Source organism: Pseudomonas sp. SDT291_1_S447 (genome assembly GCF_054070155.1).
This window is the reverse complement of record NZ_JBSVXS010000001.1, coordinates 100,441-116,601: the sequence shown is the minus strand read 5'-3', so window position 1 is coordinate 116,601 and position 16,161 is coordinate 100,441. Positions and strand designations below refer to the sequence as shown.

The window sequence follows — 16,161 nt, the reverse complement described above, 5'->3', positions numbered from 1 at the left end:
TCGCATCGTGCATCTTTCGCATTAAGCGACAGGCAAACGAGCAAAAATAATTGTAAGCGGCAGCGGTAATGAATAGATGTCTTCACGACGGGCTTCCTTTTATTATTTTTGAGGTCCCAGGAAAAAGGGATGTTTCAAATCTATTAGCATCACCCCGCTTAATCCAACTACATTTACAGGGGCAATTCGATAACGTCGGGTTATCGGTTGCGACGGCTGCCACTGCCGAGTGCCGCGTCAGCACCATGAGCGACCGGGTATATCCCCACAGCGACGCTCGCGTAGCCCTCCCCGCACGGTTCCGTTACCCTCCTCGCGCTTCGTTGGGGAGCTGTATCGTTAGGAGAGTGTACGAATGAGCAAGCATGTCGACCCTGACACCATCCTGCTGAAAATGCCGTCCTTGAGGGCTGTGAAGGCATTTGTCGCCGCGGCCAAATACGAAAGCTTTACCCGTGCGGCCGAGGCGCTGTGCGTTTCGCAGGCCGCGATCAGCCGGCAGATCCGTGAGCTGGAAAGCTATCTGGGCGCGCAACTGTTTACCCGGGTCGGCCGGGCGGTGGAACTGACGGCCGCCGGCGCGGTGTTCTTCGATGCCGCGCAACTTTCGTTCGTCAACATCGCCCAGGCTGCCGAACGCATCCGCAGCAGTCAGTCGACCAAGAAGGTCCTCACCGTCTGTTGCTCGCCGGCCTTTTCCGCGCTGTGGCTGTCGAATCATCTGCAGGAGTTCTTCGCCCAGTGCCCGGATATCGAACTCAACCTGATCACTACGCAGAACTTTCTGACCATGGAACCCGGTGTTCAGCCGGACATCTTCATCACCAAGATTTCGCGCATCCGTGACGGTTATAGAAGCTACCCGTTGTGCCACGACGTGATTTACCCGGTGTGCACCCCGCAGTATCTGGAGAAACACCCGGAAATTTCGACGATCGAAGGCGTGCGCGATTCGGCCCTGCTCAATCTGAGTCCCTATGGCCGCTCGCAAGTCGCCGAACATGTCGACTGGGGCGTGTGGCTGGCGTTTCAGGCCATCGATATCGATGACCGTCCGCCGAACAGCCCGCAAATCTTCAATGCCAACGACTACAACCTGCTCATCAGCATGGTCCTGACCCATCAGGGCATTGCGTTGGGCTGGAATCACTTGGTGACGGGATTGGTGCAGCAAGGCTTGCTGGTGCGACCGATCGAGCAACAGGTGCAATTGCGCAACAGCTGGCACTACCTGAGCTGTCGCGAAAGCTCCGAAAACGAAGACGAGTTGCGGCGTTTTCGTGAATGGATTCTGGCGAAGTTTCCCCGCCGTTAATCCGCACCGCACCGTCGTCGGATGATTTGGTTATCAATAGCCCGACGAAAATGTTGCTAGAGCGGCACCCTCCCCGTGGCTCATTGTTGAGTTGCGCCGGCCATGATCGGCCCGGCGCAACTCACAGGAAGGGATTGTTGAATGTCACTCTTCGAATTCTGTCGCGATTTTGATTTCCTCGATGCCCCGCTCAAGACTCGTGCAATCGTGCAGGACAGTCTGCTGGATATCGTCGGCGTCATGGCCGGCGCGGCCAGCAATGACACCAGCAGCGCCATGCGGCGTTTTGCCGAACAGCATTACCCGGCGGGCGCCTATAGCAGTCGCCTGATCTTTGGCGGGCAACGTGTCAACGTGCTCGGCGCAGCGTGGGCCGGAGGGTTCAGCGCTGACAGCCTCGACGCCCACGAAGGCCACTTCAAATCCAAGGGGCACGCCGGAGCGACCGTTGTTCCCGCCGTGCTTGCCCTCGCCGATGCGCTGCATCATCAAGGCCAGTCGATTAGCGGTCATGAGCTACTGACCGCCCTGTGCATCGGTTATGAAACGGCGCTGCGGGCCGGTTCCGCCTTGATGGCGACCTCGCCGACTTATCACGCATCCGGCGGTTTTTCCGCGCTGGGTGTGGTCTGTGCCGGAGCACGTTTGCTGGGTTTTGATGAGCCGACGTTTCGCCATTCCTTGGGCATCGCCGAGTACTTCAGCGCACGCTGCCCGATGATGCGCGTGGTGCAAGCGCCGACGATGCTGCGCGATGCCCACGGTGCAGGCGCATTTGCAGGTTTGAACGCCCTGCTCATGGCTCGGGAAGGCATCACCGGTGCACCGGCAGAATCGGTTGAAGACATCACCGTCGCCGAATACTGGAACGACATCGGTGCACGCTGGGAGATCGACAGTCAGTACTTCAAACCCTGGCCGGTCTGCCGTTGGGCGCAACCGGCACTGACCGCCATGCTCGAACTGCAGCGGGAAAACCCTCAGCTCGATGCCGACTCGATTGAAACCGTTCGCGTGGAAACGTTCTACGAGTCGATGTGCTTACAGGGTCATACGCCGAGTGATGCTGACCAGGCGCAGTACGCCCTCGCCTTTCCGTTGGCCGCATTGATTGTGCGGGGCAAGGTCGGTCCGGAAGAAGTCACCGGGGCAGCGATTTTTGCTGAAGATATTCTGGCGTTGAGCCGCCGTATCGAAATCGTCGAAGCCGCCGATATCTCGGCCAGATTCCCCGCCGAAATCCTCTCGCGATTGACCATCACCTTGAAAAACGGTGCCGTGCTGGTCAGTCCGGTCACAGCCGCACGTGGCGATCCCGAAACGGCCCTCAGCGCTGAAGAGCTGAGTCAGAAATTTGATTTGTTCGCCAGCGGTCTCGGTGTAGAACGCAGCGCCGCGGTGAAAACAGCGATCAAACACATTGCACAATCCAGTTGCGCCATTACTGCCCTGGAAGCGATTTTTCAGGCAGTTCCACCACAACCGTCAGGCCCTCATCGATAACGTCAACGCATGAATTGCCCACAGCAAATGTCGTTTGTGACGTCTGTCTTCGGCCATATAGGCTGAGACCCATGTCGCCTATGGGAGGATAACAATGAACAATAAAGAAAGCGTTTTTGACCTGATTGCACAGCGTAAAGCCTGGCACTCGCTGCCAGGCGCTCTTTACAGCAGTGAAAGCGTTTACCGTCAGGACCTTGAGCAGATCTGGCACAAGGACTGGATCTTCGCCGGCCACACCTTTGAAATCACCAAGCCAGGGCAATATTTCACCCTGCAGATCGGTGACTACCCCGTTGCCGTCGTCCGTGGCAAAGACGGCGAGGTTCGGGCGTTCCATAACGCCTGCCGTCACCGTGGCGCAAAAATCTGCGAGGCCGATCACGGCAAAGTGGCGAAGATGGTTTGCCCGTATCACAAGTGGACGTACGAGCTGGATGGCAACCTGTTGTTCGCCGGCAACATGGGCCAGGATTTCGACAAATCCCAATACAGTCTGAAAAGCGTTCACTGCGAGATCGTCGATACCTACATTTATGTCTGCGTGGCCGCCAAGGCTCCTGATTTCGAAGGTTTCCGCAAAGCCGTCAGCCCTTTCATCGCGCCGCACTATCTTGAAAACTGCAAAGTAGCGTTCGAGTCGAACATCATCGAGAAAGGCAACTGGAAACTGGTCTTCGAAAACAATCGCGAGTGCTATCACTGCGACGGGTCGCACCCGGAGTTGCTGCATTCGTTCGTCGATAACCTGTCGGTGGGCGGCGTCAGTGGCGAAGATGATCCAGAGCTGTCGGCTTACTGGTCCAAGTGCGAGAGCGCCGGACTGCCAAGCCGTTTGGTGATGGATATCAATGGTCAGTTCCGCATGACCCGTATTCCGCTGTCATCCGGCGCCGTCAGCTACACCATGGATGGCAAACCTGCCGTTGCCGGGCGTCTGGACAAGACAACTGAAGCGGACATCGGCGCGCTGCTGTACTTCCACTACCCCTCCACCTGGAATCACTTCCTCGGTGACCACGCGTTGAGCTTCCGGGTGCTGCCGATCAGCGCCACTGAAACCCTGGTCACCACCAAATGGCTGGTACCCGACAGCGCAGTGGAAGGCGTGGATTACGATCTCGAACGGCTGACCAAAGTCTGGATTGCCACCAACGATCAGGACCGCACGCTGGTCGAAGGCACCCAGCGCGGTGTGACCTCGCCGTCGTACGAGCCGGGGCCTTATTCGGAAACCGCCGAGACTGGCGTTTGTCAGTTCGATGACTGGTATTGCGCGACCATGATGGATCGGCTCAAAGGCCCCATCCCTTTGAAGTCTGTTGGCTGATCCGTTCTCCTCACCAGTTCCATCCCTCTTCCCTTCAGCATCCCGACGGATGCTGGAAGGGACTCTTGTGTCTCGAAAAGCTGTTGTTCCGGTTCGTCGCCAAAAAAGCCGGGAGACACCGATAAGGATATCCGCATCAATGAACGCCTCGACATCATCCCTGGCAGCTTATGCAAACTACGGCGAGCGCGTGTCGACGCGCATCGTATTTTTGATCACCGGCATTGTCATGTCGGCTTGGGCGCCACTCGTTCCGTTGGTGAAAGCCCGTACCGGACTGGACGACGGCGGACTGGGCCTGTTGTTGCTGGGATTCGGTATCGGTTCGATCGTCGCCATGCCGTTTGCCGGTTATCTGACTGCACGTTTTGGCTGCAAACCGGTGATCATCTGCTCGACTGTCGCGTTGTGTTCGGTGCTGCCGATGCTGAGCCATCTGACGTGGCTGCCGGGGCTGGCGCTTGCCGTACTGGGGTTCGGCGCCAGCATGGGCATGCTCGATTGCGCGATCAATATCCAGTCGATCATTGTTGAAAAGCACAGCGGCGAAACCCTGCAATCCGGGTTCCACGGGCTTTACAGCGTCGGCGGTATCGCCGGGGCCGGGGCCATGACGGCGATGCTCAGCCTGGGACTGAATCCACTGCTGTCCGTGCTTTGCCTAGTGGCGATTATCCTCGCCGCGCTGTACAAGGCTGCGCCAAGTTTGTTGCCCTATGGCACCGAGAGAGACGGTCCGTTGTTGGCGATGCCACGGGGGATCGTGCTGCTATTGGGCGTCCTGTGCTTCATTGTTTTCCTGACGGAAGGCGCCATGCTCGACTGGAGCGCGGTTTTTCTCGCCTCGCAACGCGCAATGGAACCCAGCTACGCCGGTTTGGGTTATGCGAGCTTCGCGGCGGCGATGACGCTCGGGCGCCTGACCGGAGACGCCATCGTCAGCCGACTGGGTGGTGTTCGCGTGGTGGCGCTGGGCGGGATCTGCGCCGCGGCGGGCATGCTGGTTTCGCTTGTGTTCGAGAGCTGGCAGGCGGCATTGCTGGGCTATGCCTTGGTCGGCATCGGCTGCTCGAACATTGTCCCGGTGCTGTTTACGGCGGCGGGTCGGCAACAGCGCATGCCGCAGCGCACCGCGATTCCGGCGATCATTTCCATGGGCTACGCTGGCATTCTCATGGGTCCGGCGTTTATCGGCATGGTTGCGCATCTCAGTACGCTGGTGGTCGCGTTGGGTGGCTTGGTTTTTCTGTTGTTGTTTGTCAGTTACGCCGCGAGATTTTTGAAAGCCTGATGCGCTGGTCACAAGCCTTTGGAACATTGATCTGCTTGAAGGAAATCTTTTAGCGAAGCCTGATAAAGGGTCAGTGGTCGATTGTCGGGCTGCGACAGTGCAAATGGAATCACCACGAGATGTGAAACCGTTGTGGCGTTTACTGAATAGGTTTTGTGCCTGCAAACGCCGTTTTCTTTATTCAGAATGAAATCAAACTTGAACAGGTCTGGCCTCGTACACCAGCTCGGAATCAAACCAAAACTCAACCCCGTCAAATACTCTTGTGTGCAAGCGCCACCCAATGAAAATTCCGAGACTTTGATTTCCAATGCAGGGAGGCTCGAGGCTACAGGGCTGGAGCTGTGATCCTGTGCATTTGGAAACATGCTTTTTGTCAGCGCGTAGGCGTCTTTGCCAAGGCGACTGTTTTTCCAGGGAGAGTCTATTTCGTAGCTGAAGCTGGAGATGATTTCCTGGGTTGCGGTTCCAGCGTGTTCGTTGATTGTCGGCACGGTCGCATAGGAGGTACATCCTGAACACAGCATCGCAACACTGACGACAACACATCCATGAGTTATTAAGCGGCGCATTCTAAATTTCAGTCCCCACTATTGATCAGCCATTGCACTGGCGTTTTTCTGGCCTGCTTCGGCCAGCTTCTTTTGCACATAAAAGAGCATCAGCACCGAGTTTCTCTGAGCCTGCCGAGACTGTTGTTCGAACAACGCCACAAGCTCTTCTTCACGCTTGCACCCAGCATTGACATTGCCCTTTGCAAATTCGCAGGTACCGTATTGGCCCCAGCCTTTGCGGGCCTCATCGGTATCTCGGGCGGGATACACCCAATATGATTTCCATGCGCCGTCGACGACAGGTTTACCGGCCGCGTCTATCTGCTCTATCGCTTGCAAGGTTGCTGTGGCAGCGGCGTCCAGAAAACGTCGAGGGTTGGCATCGGCTTTATCCGCCTCATCACGAAGCGCCTGACACTGCACGTCAGACAAGTCGAACACCGGCAGGGCTTCAATGCTCTCGAACTCATCAAACGGATCGGCAGGATTGCCCGGTAACTTTGCGTGGTAGGCCGGCACTACATGGCCGGGGACGCTCATGTCCTGTATGTAATGCAAAACCCTTCCTGCTTGCTCGTAGACCGCAACCGGGTCGGCATCAGGTTTCACCAGCAGCTCGTTCAGCTTCTTGATGCGTTTGTTGAAAATCGCGTCCAGATTGCGCTGGACCAACCAGAGTGGCTCAAGCTTTTCGTTGCGGTTGTAGAAATGCCAGTGGGTGGCGCGCTGAAGGATCGTCAGCGGGCTTGAGTCTTCTGCATCCGTTCCTTTAGCCAACGCCTCGCCCAACTGCACAGGTAGCTTTACTCCGGGGCAGCGCTGAAACGCCTGCGCTGCTTTTAGCGCGTAGGCCGAATGCAGCTCGGGGGTAAAGGCCATGGCCGGGGTTGAGGGGTTGAACAGCAGTGACAAGCCCAGTACTGCCCAGTAACGGATCGGGGCTGAACGGTCTACCGGGGTGGCTTCCATGCTGTTGCTCTCCATAAACCCGCGTGATTGCGGGAGACTTGCGTTGCGACGCTAATTTAGCATCCGTTAAGGCAGGCCGCTAAGGCCTGTTTCAGTGAGGGTTTTCGCCCACGCTGACCTTGATCGGAGTTGCTTGGGAAACCTTGTGCTGCCGGGTCGCCTGCCAACACAGTAGCGAGCCCACCGTCACCAGCACGGCGCCCTGCCAGAACTGCATCTGCAAACTGACGCCCAGCCACAGCGCGGCGAACGCCGACGACAGCACGGGCGCGGAGTAGGACGCGGTCGCCAGCAAGGTCAGGTTTCCGCGCAGAATGCCGATGTTCCACAGCGCGTAACCGCCGGCCATGGCGATTCCGGCTGCCAGCAGCTCTAGGGAGTTTTCCCAAGTGAATGGCGGAATCTGTTCCTGGCTCACGTACCACTTCACCCACAGCACGACGGACGTCAATACGAAAAACAGCACCACCAGATTCTGCCCGCCGGCATAGCGACGCGTGACATTGCAATACAGCGCAAAGGTGATCGCACAGGTCAATGCCAGGCTGTAGCTCAGCGGGTTGGACTGAACATTGCGCACAATCCCCGGCAACGATAACCCCTCACCACTGACCACCCACAAGATGCCGAAAATCGCCAGCGCGGAGCCCGGAATGATGAACCACCGGGTTTTCTGCCCGTTCATGACGATCGCCAGCACCACGGTCAGGCATGGCCACAGATAATTGACCACACCCAGTTCGATGGCTTGATGGCGATCACTGGCGAAACCCAATGCCAACGACAGGCACACCTCATAAGCGACGAACAATGCGCTGCCGAGCAGCAGATAGAGCCTGGAAGTCGAGCGAATCCGCGGGCGGCCGTGGAACACCAGCAACAGCATGGCGCCCAGCGAATAGATCAACGCAGCGCCCCCCAACGGGCCGAAGTGCTCGCTGACGCCTCTGATCAATCCGGCAGCGGTACTCCACAAAACGATCGCCACCAAACCACACACCGTGGCGGCCCGCTCACCTTTGATCAGCATCATGACTCCTGGCACAAAATGGCAACTCGACCGCACAGGCTAAACAGCGCAAGAGGATCAATAAAGGAACATTTTTGCCGTGCAAAGGATGAGCTGTCGTTATGACTCAGCCTTGATTGACCTGCGTCCAACTGTCGCAGCAAACAGCCATTGGAAAATTCCGCACAAGCCTTAGAATCCGCGCGCTCTTGCAGTCGCCGGATCTGGTGACCGAAACGTATCCAACCGCCCTGCCCGTCTGGCGGGCGCCTGCACCACACACCCCGGCTTGGCAATCGCATGCGCAGAGGCGCACGTTGCGCTGTTCGATCTTTAGAGGTTTTTATGTCTCCGCGTTTGCTGGCCATGGCGCTGGCGCCCCTGCTCGGGCTGTTCATTGTTGCGCTGGGCAACGGTTTCATGTCGTCGCTGACCACCCTTCGCCTGGACGCTGCCGGTGCATCGACCACGATGATCGGTATCGTTTCATCGGCCTACTTCATCGGCCTGACCCTGGGTGCCGTGTTCAATGATCGCTTGATTCTGCGCATCGGCCATATCCGCGCCTATGGCAGCTTCGCCTCGCTGATCGCCGTGACCATCCTGTTGCAGGGCTTGTTCTATGACACCTGGGGCTGGTTCGCCCTGCGCCTGATCAACGGCTGGGCCACGGTCGGCGTGTTTCTGGTGATCGAAAGCTGGCTGCTGCTGGCGGGTGACGCGAAGATTCGCGGGCGCTTGCTCGCGTTGTACATGATCGTCTTGTACGGCGCCGGTGTGCTGGGCCAGGCAACGCTGGGCAAAATCACCGGGTTGAGCGACAGCGCACCGTTCATGGTCGCCGGCATGCTCGCCTCGTTGTCGGTGCTGCCGATCGTGATCCTGCCGCGCGTTTCGCCATTACTCGATCAGGTTGAACCGCTCAAACCCCGGCAACTGTTGGGCGTGACGCCGACCGGGCTGGTCGGCTGTTTCGGTTCAGGTGTGACCATCGCGGCGATTTACACCTTGCTGCCGCTGTATCTGCAGCGCAGCGGACTGAATGTCGGTGAAGTCGGCAGCATGATGGCCTGGACGATTCTTGGTGCGATGCTCCTGCAATACCCGGTCGGGCGTTGGTCCGATCGCAAGGATCGTTTGCAGGTGCTGACCATTCTGACGGTGGCATGCACGGTGTTGTCGCTGCTGATCGTATTGCTGCCGTTGTCCTCGACGATGCTCGCGGTGATGTTGTTTCTGCTCGGTGGCGGCGTATTCGCGCTGTACCCGGTTGCCGTCAGCCATGCCGCCGACCGTGCCCCGGCCGAAGCCTTGGTGCCGATGATTCAGGGCTTGCTGCTGATCAACTCGCTGGGCTCGGCGATCAGCCCGATGATGATCTCGCCGGTGATGAATTCGTTCGGTGCCAATGGTCTGTTCTGGGTGTTTGCGCTGGTCAATCTGTGCATGGTCACCTTCTTCCTGTGGCGCCGTGGCAAACGCCCGGTTCCGGCCAATCCCGCGCCGTTTGCAGCGGCAGCAACCTTCTCGCCGACAGGTGCGGAACTGCGGGTGACCGAAGACTTGCGTCAGGCGGTGCAGGAGCATCCGCCGATGGTGGATGCATTGAGCGGTGAGCCTTCGCCTCAGTGCGAGACGCGCTAAGAGTTGCGCCAGTCTGCGTCAAGCGCAGGCTGGCTCGCACCACTATTGGGATTCGTAGGTGATGTCCACGAGCGGAATCGGCTCAATGGCCCACGCGCGAATCTGACGACGTTCGGGGCTGGGTATTGCGCAGGCCTTGCGTCCGGTGAAGGTTCGCGCAAGACGCTCTTCATCGATGCGCCAGCCGCGCTGCTCCAGTGCCTGTACGTCTCGGCGAAAGGCAATCTGCAGCGCATCGGATTTCAACGAAACCTCCTGCTGAAAAGAGTCCGGCACACGTTCGGGCCGCACATTTTTCAGCACAGCGTGATCTTGTTCGAAGATACGGATATTGCTCGCAATGAACCTGCGATCCAGCAGTCGCGAGCGCAGGAACGTTCTGCCCATCATCCACCAGGTGCGCGTGCGATTGGCGTCAATCGGGACATGCGCCGAGACGATGTAGATCCGCCAGCCGTTCGGTAATTCAAGTTCCAGCGTTGTGCATGGGCCGGACAAATGGAAACCTGGAACGGTGACCACGCTGACAAACTCAGTGGAGGATTTACGCCGCAGCAGCCCTTTGCGTGCCGGCCTGCGCATGAGCATTTGCGCGCTGCCGCTCCACGCATCGCTGTCGACTTCGAATGATTCAATCTCGGGATGATCCGGATCGCCGAAGGATGAACCATGCACAAACGGTGCGTGGGCGAAGTCCAGACCGTTTTCGATGATCCGGTCCCAACTGGCCTGCCAGTCAAAGTGGCCCGAGACCACGCGGATGGCGGGATCGTCAACCCAGTCGAGCGTCGGCAACGGCGGACGCTCAGGCTCCGGCAGATCACCTAAAAATGCCCAGATCCAACCATAGCGTTCAAGCGTCGGGTACGCATCGACGCGGGCCTTGGCGGGAATCCGCAGGTCGGGCTGCGCCGGTATCTGCGTGCAAACGCCGTCACCGCCAAACCGCCAGCCGTGATAGGGACACTGCACGCTGTTGCCGACCTTGCTGCCGGCCGACAGTGAGCCGCCGCGATGAACGCAGATATCCGACAGCACGTGAGCGACACCCGCGTCATCGCGGAACGCCACGAACGGTTGTCCGAGCAATTGAACCGGCATCAATCCATCAGTCAGCTGTGACGATGGGAGAACGACATACCAGAGGTTTGTGAGCATGGGGGGCGTGTGATCCGTCAGTACGGTGAGTTCATGTCAGAGAAACCTGACATTCAAACTAGATCAGGCGGCGCTGATTCGACAATCAGCCAAGCACTTTATAGATCTCTGCAACTACCTGAGTCGTTGCGGCTTCGATGGTTCCTTCGTTACGGCACAGCACCCAGCCGTTATCGACAACCGCCTGCTCGAACATCTCGCTACAGGTGACGTGCTCTGCGTGTTTCTGGATTACTGTGCCGCCTAGTCCACGCGATCGTGCCGTCGCCCTCGCCCATGAAATATCCGGCGCAGTGACGACGCCGACATGCAGATCCGGCACGCGCACGCCTCGCTCGATGTTCAACTGCAGAATCTCGGCAAACGGCACGCTATGGCGAAATGCGGCATCTGACGGATACCAGCGGTCGATCAGGATGATGCTGTCCAAAGGCTGTTTGGGCAGTACCTCCCGGGAAATCCAGCGACGGCTATCCGCAAGGCGCTGACACACCGCCCACTCCAGATCCCGCGAGGGATGTCTGGCGAGTTGGTTGACCAGGGCCATGGTTTCGCCGCGATACGGATCACTTTTTCTCTCGCACAGCCGAACGACTTTCTGGTTGTTTGCCCGCAGCGCGGCGGTAACGGCCTCCAGCAGTGTGGTCTTGCCGGTGCCCTTGGGCCCATCCAGAGAAATAAACAGCGGCAGCTTCATGGTTCACGCAACGATTGAGACATTGCCGAGCACTCTAACCTCATTTGCGTAATTCAATGAGCTGATCCCTGCCCTTTGCCTACACTTGCTTGCCAATGATGTTAGCCCTCTGCCAAAGGAGTCACCATGTCCAAGCTCTATCCGAGCATCGATCCCGAGGGATTGGTCGAGTATTCCGTGGTCTACACCGACCGCTCGCTGAACCACATGTCGCAGTCCTTTCAAGGCGTGATGAAGAACATTTCCACGACCCTGAAACAGGTCTACAACGCCGAAGCGGTGGCGGTGGTCCCGGGCAGCGGCACCTTCGGCATGGAAGCGGTGGCGCGGCAGTTCGCTACCAACCAGCAATGTCTGGTGATACGCAACGGCTGGTTCAGTTATCGCTGGAGCCAGATTCTGGAGATGGGCAACATCCCGGCGGCCACCACGGTGTTAAAAGCCCGGCCGATCGAGACGGGTCGCCAGGCAGCCTACGCCCCGCCACCTCTGGACGAAGTGCTGGCAGCCATTGCGGCGCAGAAGCCGAAAGTGGTCTTCGCCCCCCACGTTGAAACTTCATCCGGGATCCTCCTGCCCGACGAGTACCTGCGAGCGGTCGGCGACGCTGTGCATGCAGTGGGTGGCCTATTCGTGCTGGACTGCATCGCCTCCGGCACGATCTGGGTGGATATGCACCAATGCGCCGTCGACCTGCTGATCAGCGCACCACAGAAAGGCTGGAGCGCCTCCCCTTGCTGCGCCCTGGTGATGTTCAGTGCTGCGGCGCTCGAGCGTATCGAACACACGCAAAGCAGCAGCTTCGCCTGCGACCTGAAAAAGTGGCTGCAAATCATGCAGGCCTACGAACAAGGCGGACATGCCTATCACGCGACCATGCCCAGCGATTCCCTCGCACGCTTCAATGACGTGATGACAGAGACGCAAGCGTACGGGTTCGACAAGGTTCGCGATGAACAACAGGCGCTGGGCGATCGGGTTCGTGCGTTGTTGACCGGCAGAGGTTTCAAAAGCGTGGCCGCTGCGGGCTTTCAGGCACCCGGCGTGGTGGTGAGCTACACCGATGATGCCGACATCAAGAGCGGCAAGAAATTTGCTCATCACGGCCTGCAGATCGCTGCCGGAGTACCGCTGCAATGCGATGAGCCGGCCGACTTCCAGACCTTCCGCCTCGGCCTGTTCGGGCTGGAGAAGCTACAGAATATCGAGCGCACGGTCAGCCTGCTTGAGCAGGCACTGGATGAGGTGATGGCTGGCTAAGATCTGTTCGTTCCCGCATGCCAAATTTACGGTGGAGGTCATGCTCACTGGCTTCCGCCGCTACCTGCGCGCTATGGCCGCCTACAACGAACAACTTGTACGATGTCCTATCACAAGGTATTACTACGTCTCCCAAAAGAAAAATAAAACCACGGAGATCGCTACATGGACTCACGCCTGTCCGCCAAACCTGAAAGCCTCGACCCAGCGCAAGGCAATACCCGCCGCAGCTTCCTGAAAAAATCCCTCGCCGTTTCCGCCACGCTCGCCACCGTTGGCAGCACCGCACTGACGCGGATCGCCGAGGCCGCCGACCCCTTGAGTCAGCGCTACCCTGATCCGCTGATTCACATCCTTGACGACAGCTTCCTCGAACTACGTGTTTTCAACGCCAGTGTTGAAAAACTCGCCACCGGTATGCGCTGGGCCGAAGGACCGGTTTGGATCGGTGATGGCCGCTATTTGTTGGTCAGCGACATCCCCAATAATCGCATCATGCGCTGGGACGAAATCACCGACACCTTCAGCGTGTACCGCGAACACTCCAATTTCTCCAACGGCATGTGCCGGGATCGCCAAGGGCGTCTGATCGTCTGCGAAGGCTCCACCACCACCAGCGAAGGACGGCGCATCACGCGCACCGAAGCCAATGGCACGATCACCGTGCTGGCCGACAGTTTCGACAGCAAGCCCTTCAACTCGCCCAACGACATCGTCTGTAAAAGCGACGGATCGATCTGGTTCACCGACCCGCCATTCCAGACCAGCAATAACTACGAAGGCCACAAAATCACCCCGAGCCAACCCCACGCCGTGTACCGCATCGACGGCGAGAGCAAAAAAGTCACGCGGGTCATCGATGACCTCAACGGTCCAAACGGCCTGTGCTTCTCGCCCGATGAAAAAACCCTTTACGTCGTCGAAGGACGCGCCAAGCCCAATCGCCTGATCTGGGCGATTGCCGTAAAAGACGACGGCACACTGGGCGAACGCCGCAAGCACATCGAAGGGCTGGAATATGCAGCTATCGACGGCATCAAATGCGACGAAGCCGGCAACCTGTGGTGCGGCTGGGGCGGCAATGGTGACCCCAAGGCCGACCTGGAAAAACTCGACGGCGTGCGCGTGTTCAATTCGCAAGGCAAGGCCATCGGGCACATTTCGCTGCCTGAGCGCTGCCCGAATTTGTGCTTTGGGGGACGCGAAGGGAATCGATTGTTCATGGCCAGCAGTCACTCGATCTATTCGCTGTTTGTGAATACCCGTGGGACTACGTTTGCGTTGTAAAAGCCAGGTTCGTCTCGCGATAGTTTCGTGAGAATTGCCGCGCATCCGAGGATGCGCGGCATTCAAGCCCTTTACTGCTTCCGCTTCGCTGGACCTGGTGAAGCGGACAGCAGTTTACGACCAGAAGCCTTTATGCGGCTCAGCCGCCTCCCCCTCCAGCATCGGCCCGAACACACTGACCTTGCGCTGCCCCTTGGCGAACACCTCGCGGCACGGCAGAGAGAACGTCGGGTTCTCCGGATGATCCCCCGTCAATCCCAGCAAGGCATGCTCCGACAAGGCATAAACCACCCGCCCGATCCCGGTCCAATACACCGCGCCAGCGCACATGCAGCAAGGTTCGGCGCTGGTGTACAGCGTGCACAGTTCCAGCTCTTGCGGTGACAGAAGCTTGGCCGCTGCCGCTGCTGCCACCAACTCCGCGTGCTGAGTCGGATCGCCTTCCGGCGGCATCGAGTTATTCCCCGCTTCGACAATCACCTTGCCGTTGCGGTCGGCCACCAATGCCGCGAACGGATGGCGACCGCGTTGCTTCGATGCCTCGGACAAGGCGATGGTCTGGCGCAGCAATGTCAGATCAAGCTCGCTGACGCCGGCCGGGATGAGCTGAGTGAATTGATTCATGGGTAACTCCAGGGCAGTGGAAAAAAACAGTCAGTCGGCCAGTTCAGCGCCGATGGTTTCGGTCGATTTTTTTTCGTTGTTGAGCAGGATGTTGAGGGCGATGGCGGTGATCGCTCCGAGGAAAATCCCGCTGTCGAGCACCAGTTTCAACGTCGGAGCGACGTGTTCGAACAGCGCCGGAAAGGACATCGGCAGCACCCCGACACTCACCGAAACCGCAACGATGATGCCGTTGCGCGTCCCCTCGAATTGCACCCGTGACAGTTCTTGAATGCCCGCCACCGTGGTCATGCCGAACATCACGATCGCGCAGCCACCGAGCACTGGCGTCGGCACGGCGGCGATCAACGCGCCGAGTTTGGGGAACAGGCCCATCAGCACCATGATTGCCCCGGCGGCGGCCACGACGAAGCGGCTTTTCACGTTGGAAAGCGCGATCAAACCGGTGTTCTGAGTGAAGGCGTTGTAGGGAAAGCTGTTGAACAAACCGCCGAGCATGGTCGACAAGCCGTCGGCGCGGAACGCGTTGCCGAGAGTCTGTTGCGTGGTCGGTTTGCCGGTCAGTTTGCCGATCGCCAAGCAGTTGCCGGTGGTCTCGGCCATGATCACCAGCATCGCCAGGGTCATGATCAGAATGGGCACCGGCGCGAATTCCGGCGCGCCGAAGGCCATCGGCGCACTCAGCTCAAACCACGCGGCTTCGCTGACCCGATTGAAGTGAGTCATGCCGCAAGCCGCTGCGATCAGACTGCCGACGAACAGGCCGATCAACACGCTGAGGTTGCCGAGGAAGCCCTTGCATTTGGCATAGATCACCAGTGTCACGCTGACCGTGGCCAGACCCAGCAACAAGTTCGCCGGATTGCCGAAATCCGCCGAGTCGGGATTGCCGCCGCCCAGCCAGATCGCCGCCGCCGGCATCAGCGAGATGCCGATAATGGTGATCAGACTGCCAATCACCACCGGCGGAAAAAACCGCAGCAAGCGACTGAACACCGGTGCCAGGGCAATGGTGATAAAGCCGGCGGCGATCACCGCACCGAAAATCTGACTGAGGCCGAATTCCTTGCCGATCATGATCATCGGCGCCAGAGCAATGAACGAGCAGCCCTGAATCAGCGGCAGCCGTGCGCCGAATTTCCAGAAGCCGAGAGTTTGAATCAGCGTCGCCACGCCAGAGGTCAACAGGTTGGCGTTGATCAGCAACACCACCTGCGCCGAGGTCAGGCCCATCGCACTGCCGAGAATCAGCGGCACCGCCACCGCTCCCGCGTACATCACCAGCACATGCTGCAAGCCAAACGTGAACAACTGTCGCAGTGGCAAAATTTCGTCCACCGGATGAATGCGTTGTGTGGTCATTTCACACGCTCCTGAAGGTGCGGCATCTGTTGAGATCGCGGGCATGCTCAGGGGCGTTTGAAAGTCAGATCCGCCCCGGAGATCGTTTGACGCGGGGCCATGGTTGAACGTTTATTGCGATGAACCAAATTAGCAACCATCGTTTTTTTCGATGGCAC

General features: G+C 58.6%; 14 protein-coding genes. 7 read left to right on the top strand and 7 right to left on the bottom strand.

The features are described from left to right. Positions 1-355: 355 nt before the first annotated feature. The 4 genes from ACW9IR_RS00515 (at position 356) to ACW9IR_RS00500 (ending at position 5,439) form a co-directional block, all read left to right on the top strand. Entirely contained in the window at positions 356-1,315 is a 960-nt protein-coding gene (locus ACW9IR_RS00515) for a LysR family transcriptional regulator (RefSeq protein WP_007913217.1), read from the top strand. Between the two features lie 141 nt (positions 1,316-1,456). Next, entirely contained in the window at positions 1,457-2,818 is a 1,362-nt protein-coding gene (locus ACW9IR_RS00510; protein WP_457461105.1) for an MmgE/PrpD family protein, read from the top strand. Between the two features lie 94 nt (positions 2,819-2,912). Continuing rightward, entirely contained in the window at positions 2,913-4,148 is a 1,236-nt protein-coding gene (locus ACW9IR_RS00505; RefSeq protein ID WP_110718344.1) for an aromatic ring-hydroxylating oxygenase subunit alpha, read from the top strand. 139 nt (positions 4,149-4,287) lie between these two features. Continuing rightward, a complete protein-coding gene (locus ACW9IR_RS00500; RefSeq protein WP_457461103.1) occupies positions 4,288-5,439 on the top strand; it encodes an MFS transporter in 1,152 nt (383 codons plus the stop codon). A gap of 8 nt (positions 5,440-5,447) precedes the next feature. On the opposite strand, the gene ACW9IR_RS00495 is transcribed toward ACW9IR_RS00500, so the two are convergent. The 3 genes from ACW9IR_RS00495 to yddG all read right to left on the bottom strand — a co-directional run bounded on the left by ACW9IR_RS00495 (position 5,448) and on the right by yddG (position 7,992). After that, positions 5,448-6,011, bottom strand: a complete 564-nt coding sequence (locus ACW9IR_RS00495; protein ID WP_110718342.1) for a hypothetical protein — start codon at positions 6,009-6,011, stop codon at positions 5,448-5,450. Positions 6,012-6,029: 18 nt separating this feature from the next. Continuing rightward, positions 6,030-6,962: a hypothetical protein gene (locus tag ACW9IR_RS00490; protein WP_457461101.1), complete on the bottom strand. Its 933-nt coding sequence runs from the start codon at positions 6,960-6,962 to the stop codon at positions 6,030-6,032. 91 nt (positions 6,963-7,053) lie between these two features. Beyond that, positions 7,054-7,992, bottom strand: coding sequence for an aromatic amino acid DMT transporter YddG (yddG, locus tag ACW9IR_RS00485; protein ID WP_457461099.1), 939 nt, complete (start codon positions 7,990-7,992; stop codon positions 7,054-7,056). 279 nt (positions 7,993-8,271) lie between these two features. On the opposite strand from yddG, the gene ACW9IR_RS00480 reads away from it, so the two are divergent. Further along, a complete protein-coding gene (locus ACW9IR_RS00480) occupies positions 8,272-9,615 on the top strand; it encodes an MFS transporter (RefSeq protein WP_457461097.1) in 1,344 nt (447 codons plus the stop codon). Positions 9,616-9,657: 42 nt separating this feature from the next. Here the strand turns inward: ACW9IR_RS00480 and ACW9IR_RS00475 are convergent, their stop codons facing one another. Together ACW9IR_RS00475 and ACW9IR_RS00470 are read right to left on the bottom strand one after the other, a co-directional pair. After that, entirely contained in the window at positions 9,658-10,773 is a 1,116-nt protein-coding gene (locus ACW9IR_RS00475) for an aromatic ring-hydroxylating dioxygenase subunit alpha (protein ID WP_457461095.1), read from the bottom strand. 85 nt (positions 10,774-10,858) lie between these two features. Continuing rightward, the gene (locus ACW9IR_RS00470; RefSeq protein WP_457461093.1) at positions 10,859-11,470 is read right to left on the bottom strand and encodes a dTMP kinase; all 612 of its coding nucleotides are present in this window, start codon (positions 11,468-11,470) and stop codon (positions 10,859-10,861) included. Between the two features lie 126 nt (positions 11,471-11,596). On the opposite strand from ACW9IR_RS00470, the gene ACW9IR_RS00465 reads away from it, so the two are divergent. Next, positions 11,597-12,730 (top strand): alanine--glyoxylate aminotransferase family protein, encoded by a 1,134-nt coding sequence (locus ACW9IR_RS00465; RefSeq protein ID WP_457461091.1) that lies wholly within the window; start codon positions 11,597-11,599, stop codon positions 12,728-12,730. 165 nt (positions 12,731-12,895) lie between these two features. Then, the gene (locus ACW9IR_RS00460; RefSeq protein ID WP_457461089.1) at positions 12,896-14,017 is read left to right on the top strand and encodes an SMP-30/gluconolactonase/LRE family protein; all 1,122 of its coding nucleotides are present in this window, start codon (positions 12,896-12,898) and stop codon (positions 14,015-14,017) included. A gap of 114 nt (positions 14,018-14,131) precedes the next feature. Here ACW9IR_RS00460 and ACW9IR_RS00455 read toward each other — a convergent pair whose 3' ends face one another. Together ACW9IR_RS00455 and ACW9IR_RS00450 are read right to left on the bottom strand one after the other, a co-directional pair. Further along, the gene (locus tag ACW9IR_RS00455; protein ID WP_122598305.1) at positions 14,132-14,641 is read right to left on the bottom strand and encodes a nucleoside deaminase; all 510 of its coding nucleotides are present in this window, start codon (positions 14,639-14,641) and stop codon (positions 14,132-14,134) included. Between the two features lie 30 nt (positions 14,642-14,671). Next, complete coding sequence (locus tag ACW9IR_RS00450; protein ID WP_457461087.1) at positions 14,672-16,003, bottom strand: nucleobase:cation symporter-2 family protein; 1,332 nt, start codon at positions 16,001-16,003, stop codon at positions 14,672-14,674. Positions 16,004-16,161: the final 158 nt, after the last annotated feature.

Excerpts from the sequence above, each read along its gene's own strand:
- ACW9IR_RS00515 (WP_007913217.1), top strand. The coding sequence starts at position 356 with ATGAGCAAGCATGTCGACCCTGACACCATCCTGCTGAAAATGCCGTCC.
- ACW9IR_RS00510 (WP_457461105.1), top strand. The coding sequence starts at position 1,457 with ATGTCACTCTTCGAATTCTGTCGCGATTTTGATTTCCTCGATGCCCCG.
- ACW9IR_RS00505 (WP_110718344.1), top strand. The coding sequence starts at position 2,913 with ATGAACAATAAAGAAAGCGTTTTTGACCTGATTGCACAGCGTAAAGCC.
- ACW9IR_RS00500 (WP_457461103.1), top strand. The coding sequence starts at position 4,288 with ATGAACGCCTCGACATCATCCCTGGCAGCTTATGCAAACTACGGCGAG.
- ACW9IR_RS00495 (WP_110718342.1), bottom strand. The coding sequence starts at position 6,011 with ATGCGCCGCTTAATAACTCATGGATGTGTTGTCGTCAGTGTTGCGATG.
- ACW9IR_RS00490 (WP_457461101.1), bottom strand. The coding sequence starts at position 6,962 with ATGGAAGCCACCCCGGTAGACCGTTCAGCCCCGATCCGTTACTGGGCA.
- yddG (WP_457461099.1), bottom strand. The coding sequence starts at position 7,992 with ATGCTGATCAAAGGTGAGCGGGCCGCCACGGTGTGTGGTTTGGTGGCG.
- ACW9IR_RS00480 (WP_457461097.1), top strand. The coding sequence starts at position 8,272 with ATGCGCAGAGGCGCACGTTGCGCTGTTCGATCTTTAGAGGTTTTTATG.
- ACW9IR_RS00475 (WP_457461095.1), bottom strand. The coding sequence starts at position 10,773 with ATGCTCACAAACCTCTGGTATGTCGTTCTCCCATCGTCACAGCTGACT.
- ACW9IR_RS00470 (WP_457461093.1), bottom strand. The coding sequence starts at position 11,470 with ATGAAGCTGCCGCTGTTTATTTCTCTGGATGGGCCCAAGGGCACCGGC.
- ACW9IR_RS00465 (WP_457461091.1), top strand. The coding sequence starts at position 11,597 with ATGTCCAAGCTCTATCCGAGCATCGATCCCGAGGGATTGGTCGAGTAT.
- ACW9IR_RS00460 (WP_457461089.1), top strand. The coding sequence starts at position 12,896 with ATGGACTCACGCCTGTCCGCCAAACCTGAAAGCCTCGACCCAGCGCAA.
- ACW9IR_RS00455 (WP_122598305.1), bottom strand. The coding sequence starts at position 14,641 with ATGAATCAATTCACTCAGCTCATCCCGGCCGGCGTCAGCGAGCTTGAT.
- ACW9IR_RS00450 (WP_457461087.1), bottom strand. The coding sequence starts at position 16,003 with ATGACCACACAACGCATTCATCCGGTGGACGAAATTTTGCCACTGCGA.